The organism is Micromonospora sp. KC606 (assembly GCF_004348675.1).
Classification (GTDB): domain Bacteria; phylum Actinomycetota; class Actinomycetes; order Mycobacteriales; family Micromonosporaceae; genus Micromonospora.
Window position 1 is genome coordinate 1 of record NZ_SMKN01000305.1, and the last position, 5,324, is coordinate 5,324.

Genomic DNA, 5,324 nt, shown 5'->3' on the forward strand with positions numbered 1-5,324 from the left:
CTCCCCCACCGAACCCGACCACCCCGCCGCCGCACGGCGATGACTGCATGGCCGTCTACAAGGTGGTCAGCGCCTGGAACGGCGGGTTCCAGGGCGAGGTCATGATCATGAACCACAGCAAGCGGACGTACGGTGGCTGGACGGCGTCCTGGACATGGCCCAGCGGTCAGCGGATCTCGCAGACCTGGGGCGGAACGGCCACCACGAACGGGGCGTCGGTGACGGTCACCAACGCCGCGTACAACGGCACCATCGCACCGGAGGGCACCACCACGTTCGGCTTCATCGCCAGCACGAACGGCACCAACACCCTGCCGACCGTCACCTGCACCGGCCGCTGACCCACCCAACTGCCGATCGCCGACCCGCTCGGGTTCCCCGGCGACCAGCAGCTACCCGCCGGGCGGCGGTCCACCCGCCGCCCGGCCCGGCCGCACCAGGCGGGAGGCCCGCGTCCCCGGATCACTCCGGCGCGACGCGGGCCTCTCGATGGCGGGACGGGGCAACGCCCCGGACCGTCAGCGGACCATGCTGCCCACGACGGGCTTGGTGAGCAGGGCGGACTGGTTGCGCTGGATGCCGGGGTCGAGGGTCTTGGCCACGAAGATGGCGTGCCAGATGCAGAAGATCAGCACCGTCCACACCTTGCGGGAGTGGTCCGCCTCCTCCCGCTTGTGCTCGTCCAGCAACCGCGTCGCGTACGACAGGTCGATCAGGTCGCCGGCGCCCGAGGTGGCCAGCACGTGCCGGGCCCACTCGTACATCTCGCCGCGCAGCCAGACCCGGGTCGGGGTCGGGAAGCCGAGCTTCCTGCGGTTGACGATGGCCGGCGGGACCACACCCTGCAGCGCCTGGCGCATGGCGTACTTGGTGGCGTCCGAGCGGGGCGGCAGCTTCAGGTCGACCGGGATGCCGGCCGCGACGTTGAAGACCTCCCGGTCGAGGAAGGGCACCCGTACCTCCAGTGAGTGCGCCATCGAGATCCGGTCGGCCTTGACCAGGATGTCGCCGCGCAGCCAGGTGTACAGGTCGACGTACTGCATCTTGGTGACGTCGTCCAGCTCGGTGCACTCGGCGTAGATCGGCGCGGTGACGTCGGTGTAGCGGACCGAGGGGTCGTAGCGGCGCAGCAGGTGCTGCTTCTCCTCCTCGGTGAACATCCGGGCGTTGCCGTAGTAACGCTGCTCGATCGGGGTGGTGCCGCGCTCCAGGAAGCTCTTGCCCTTGACGCCCTGCGGGATCGCCTTGGAGACCGCCCGCAGCCCCTTCTGCACGCCGCCCGGCAGGCCGTTGACCGCGCCGAGGGAGAGCGGCTCGCGGTAGATGGTGTAACCGCCGAAGAACTCGTCCGCGCCCTCGCCGGAGAGGACCACCGTGACGTGCTCGGCGGCCTTCTTGGCCACGAAGTAGAGCGGCACCAGCGCCGGGTCCGCCACCGGGTCGTCCAGGTGCCAGACGATCTTCGGCAGCGCGTCGATCATGTCCTGCGGCCCGATCTTGGTCGGGATGGTGGTCACGTCCAGGTGCCGGGCAGAGTCCTGGGCCACGTCGATCTCGGAGTAGCCGGGCACGTCGTACCCGACGGTGAAGGTCAGGATGTTCGGGTTGAACTCCCGCGCGAGAGCCACCACCGCGGTGGAGTCGATGCCGCTGGACAGGAACGAGCCGACCGGCACGTCCGAACGCATGTGCATCCGGACGCTCTCCCGCAGTGTCTCCCGGATGTCGTGGTAGAGCCGCTGCTCGTCGTCGACCGGCGCCGGGCGGAACACCGGCCGGTACCACCGGCGCACGTCGATTCGGCCGCCGGGGGTCCAGGTGAGGTACTCCCCCGAGCCGATCCGGCTGATCCCCTTGTGCAGGGTGCCCGGCTCCGGGACGTACTGCAGCGTCAGGTAGTGGCTCAGGCTCGCGGTGTCGATGCCGGCGTCGCCCTGGTACGCGGAGTGGGCGAACGGCAGCAACGCCTTCTTCTCGGAGGCGAGGTAGAGCCCGTCGGCGGTCTCCAGGAAGTGCAGCGGCTTGATGCCGAAGTAGTCGCGGGCGCCGAAGGCCCGCCGCTCCTGCCGGTCCCAGATGACGAAGGCGAACATGCCGCGCAGCCGGGTGAGCACCTGCTCGCCCCAGTAGTGGTACCCGGCGACGATCACCTCACCGTCGCCCGCGGTGGCGAACTGTGCGCCGAAGGTGCGGATCAGCTCCTCGCGGAGCTCGATGTAGTTGTAGATCTCACCGTTGAAGGTGAGCAGGTATCGACCGCCGGCGTAGGGCAGCGGCTCGTGACTGGACGCCACATCAATGATCGCCAGCCGCTTGTGCGCGAACACCCCGTCCGCGTACCGGCCGGAGGCGTCCCCGACCACCTCGACCCCGGTCTCGTCCGGGCCTCGGTGGTGCAGGCATTCCAACGCCCCGGCGATGTTGTCGCGGTGAGCGGCGGCGTCGCCGCGCGCACTGAAGAAGGCCAGGAGTCCGCACATGGTGGTCATCTTTCCACGCGCGCGGAGCGGCCGTCGCGGCACCGCTGGCTCTCTTACCCACGACCTGCCCGCGGCCGCCGGCGCAGAACCCGGACCAGCGACGACACCCGGTTCCGTCGGCGGGCAGGGCCGCGTCGCCCCTTTCCGGGCCGCGTCCGGTGGCCCAAACCGCCGCTCCCGACCGGGCGCGGCGAGGCGGTACCGTCGGACCAGCAACGACGCGGAGGGAGCGGACATGGCCGAGGACCGGACCAGCGGCAAGCCGGCGGACGGCACCGAATCGCACGACCCGGACTTCCCGGAGGCATTCCTTGCCTTCATGCGCCAGGGCTGGCAGGACACCACCCTGCCGGTCGGCCCGCGCCCGGAGGTGCCGAACCACGCCAAGCGCCGGGCCGCCCTCTCTGCCGCGTTCCCGGGCGAGACCCTGGTCATCCCGACCGGCAACGAGAAGGTCCGCGCGAACGACACCGAACACCGGTTCCGGCCGGGCAGCGACTTCGCGTACCTGACCGGCGACCTGGACCCGGACGGCGTTCTGGTGCTCCGCCCCAACGGCTCCGGGCACGATGCCACGCTCTACATGCGCCCCCGATCGTCACGGGAGACCGACGAGTTCTTCCGCAGCCGACACGGTGAGCTGTGGGTCGGCCGGCGGCACACCCTGACGGAGAAGTCGACCGAGCTGGGCCTGCCGACCGAGGACCTGGCCGGGCTCGACGCGGCCCTCGCCGGGCTCGCGCCGGGGCGCACCCGGGTGCTGCGCGGTTTCGACGCCCGGGTGGACGCGGCCGTCCGCCCGTGGGACGGGCCCCGCGCCGAGGGCGAGCCGGCCCGCGACCGGGAGTTGGCCATCGCGATCTCCGAGCTGAAGCTGGTCAAGGACGAGTGGGAGATCGCCCAACTCCAGGAGGCCGTGGACGCGACCGTACGCGGCTTCGAGGACGTGGCCCGGGCGCTGCCGGCCGACCGGGGGGTCTCCGAGCGGCTGCTGGAGGGCATTTTCGCGCTGCGCGCCCGGCACGACGGCAACGACGTCGGGTACGGCTCGATCGTCGGGGCGGGTGAGCACGCCACGATCCTGCACTGGGTGCACAACCACGGGGCCACCCGCCCGGGTGAGCTGCTGCTGATGGACATGGGCGTGGAGAACCGCAACCTCTACACCGCCGACGTGACGCGGGTGCTGCCGGTCGACGGTCGGTTCACGCCGTTGCAGCGGCAGGTCTACGACGCCGTGTACCAGGCCCAGCAGGCCGCCATCGACGTGGTCAAGCCCGGGGTGGCGTTCCGGGACGTGCACCTGACCGCGATGCGGGTGCTCGCCGAGGCGCTGAGAGACCTCGGCCTGCTGCCGGTGAGCGTGGACGAGGCGATGGACCCGGCCTCGACGGTCTACCGCCGGTGGACCCTGCACGGCACCAGTCACATGCTCGGCATCGACGTGCATGACTGCGCCAACGCCCGCAAGGAGAAGTACCGCGACGGCACGCTCGGCGAGGGTTACGTGCTCACCGTCGAGCCGGGGCTCTACTTCCAGCCGGAGGACGAGCTGGTGCCCGAGGAGCTGCGGGGCATCGGCGTCCGGATCGAGGACGACGTCCTGGTCACCCCGACCGGCGCGGTGAACCTCTCGGCCGGGCTGCCGCGTCGCTCCGACGAGGTGGAGACGTGGCTGGCCGAGCAGCGGGAGGCGGGTCCCCGACTGCCGGGCTGACCCGGGTACGACCACGCGGCGGGCCCCGCCGCCGGCACCGGACGGTTTCCGTCCTCGCCGGCGGGCGGGGCCCGCCGGCGTCTGCGCCGGCGACGCCCGATCGGGTGATCCAGGGCTGGGGGCACGCGGCCAAACATGAGCGAAATACGGGCTTTCTTCTGATACGTCCTTGTCGTGAGATTACTTCTCATACGGTGTGCTTCAGGAGCTGCAACCGATTTGTAGCTGGTCAGACCGCTTGCGCGGTTCTGGTCCCTTTGTGAGCACGAAAGGGCGGAAGGCTCTGATGTCCAACGACGTAACGACTTCCGACGGCGAGGCACGGATGACCCCGCCGACGAGCCGGCGACGGGCGCTCTGGGTCGTCACCGGCGTGGCCGGCCTGACCGGCGTCGTCGGCCTGGCGGCGCTCGGCGGCCTCGCCGCGCGTGACGACAAGGCCGGGGACGCGCGACGCGCGACGGAGAAGCAGATGGCGACGCCACAGCAGGTGAGCGACACCGGCAAGGCCGACAAGGGCTCCCCGGAGACCGGTGCCGGCGACAACCGGGGCGATCGGGACCGCGACCGCCGGGGCGGCGAGAGGCAGGGGAAGGTCCGCGACGTGCCGTGCGACGAGGAGAAGCTCGTCGAGGCGGTCGACCTGGTCAACCGGGACCGTGGCGGCACGTTGCGGCTGGCTCCGCGCTGCACCTACGAGTTGGGCGGCCACGACAAGAAGTCCGGCTCGGGCCTGCCGGCGATCCGGCACGAGGTCACCGTCAAGGGGCGGGGCGCCACGATCAAGCGGGACTCCGAGGACGCCTTCCGGCTGTTCACCGTCGCCGACGGCGGGGACCTGACCCTGAAGGACGTGACCCTCAAGGGCGGCAACGCCGCCGCGTTCACACACGGCAGCCGGCCTGGCGACCGGAAGGCTCCGGACGGGCCGCAGGGCCCGGGCGGGCCGGGCTCGGGCGACCAGCGGGTCCCCGGTGGGTCGCAGGGCCCCGACGGAGGTGCGCTGCTGGTGGAGCGGGGTGGCGCCGCCCACCTGGAAAAGACCACCCTGGTCGGCAACAACGCCGAGGGCAACGGCGGGGCGATCGCCAACTACGGCCGGGTCGACATCCACGACAGCAAGCTGG

Annotated in this window: 3 protein-coding genes and 1 pseudogene; 3 read left to right on the plus strand and 1 reads right to left on the minus strand. The window is 71.2% G+C overall.

Going from position 1 to position 5,324, the window contains the following annotated elements; genetic code table 11:
* Positions 1–341, plus strand: a 341-nt coding sequence (locus E1193_RS29810) for a cellulose binding domain-containing protein (protein WP_207922924.1), incomplete at its 5' end; no start/stop codon positions are given.
* Between the two features lie 177 nt (positions 342–518).
* Here E1193_RS29810 and asnB read toward each other — a convergent pair.
* Positions 519–2,480: an asparagine synthase (glutamine-hydrolyzing) gene (gene asnB / locus E1193_RS29815; protein WP_132186479.1), complete on the minus strand. Its 1,962-nt coding sequence runs from the start codon at positions 2,478–2,480 to the stop codon at positions 519–521.
* Between the two features lie 235 nt (positions 2,481–2,715).
* On the opposite strand from asnB, the gene E1193_RS29820 reads away from it, so the two are divergent.
* Positions 2,716–4,197 (plus strand): aminopeptidase P family protein, encoded by a 1,482-nt coding sequence (locus E1193_RS29820; RefSeq protein WP_132186480.1) that lies wholly within the window; start codon positions 2,716–2,718, stop codon positions 4,195–4,197.
* Between the two features lie 286 nt (positions 4,198–4,483).
* Positions 4,484–5,324: pseudogene (locus E1193_RS32215) on the plus strand (hypothetical protein); the annotation flags it as partial.

Bases quoted from the DNA above. Each gene is read 5' to 3' on its own strand.
- E1193_RS29820 (WP_132186480.1), top strand. From the start codon at position 2,716: ATGGCCGAGGACCGGACCAGCGGCAAGCCGGCGGACGGCACCGAATCG.
- asnB (WP_132186479.1), bottom strand. From the start codon at position 2,480: ATGTGCGGACTCCTGGCCTTCTTCAGTGCGCGCGGCGACGCCGCCGCT.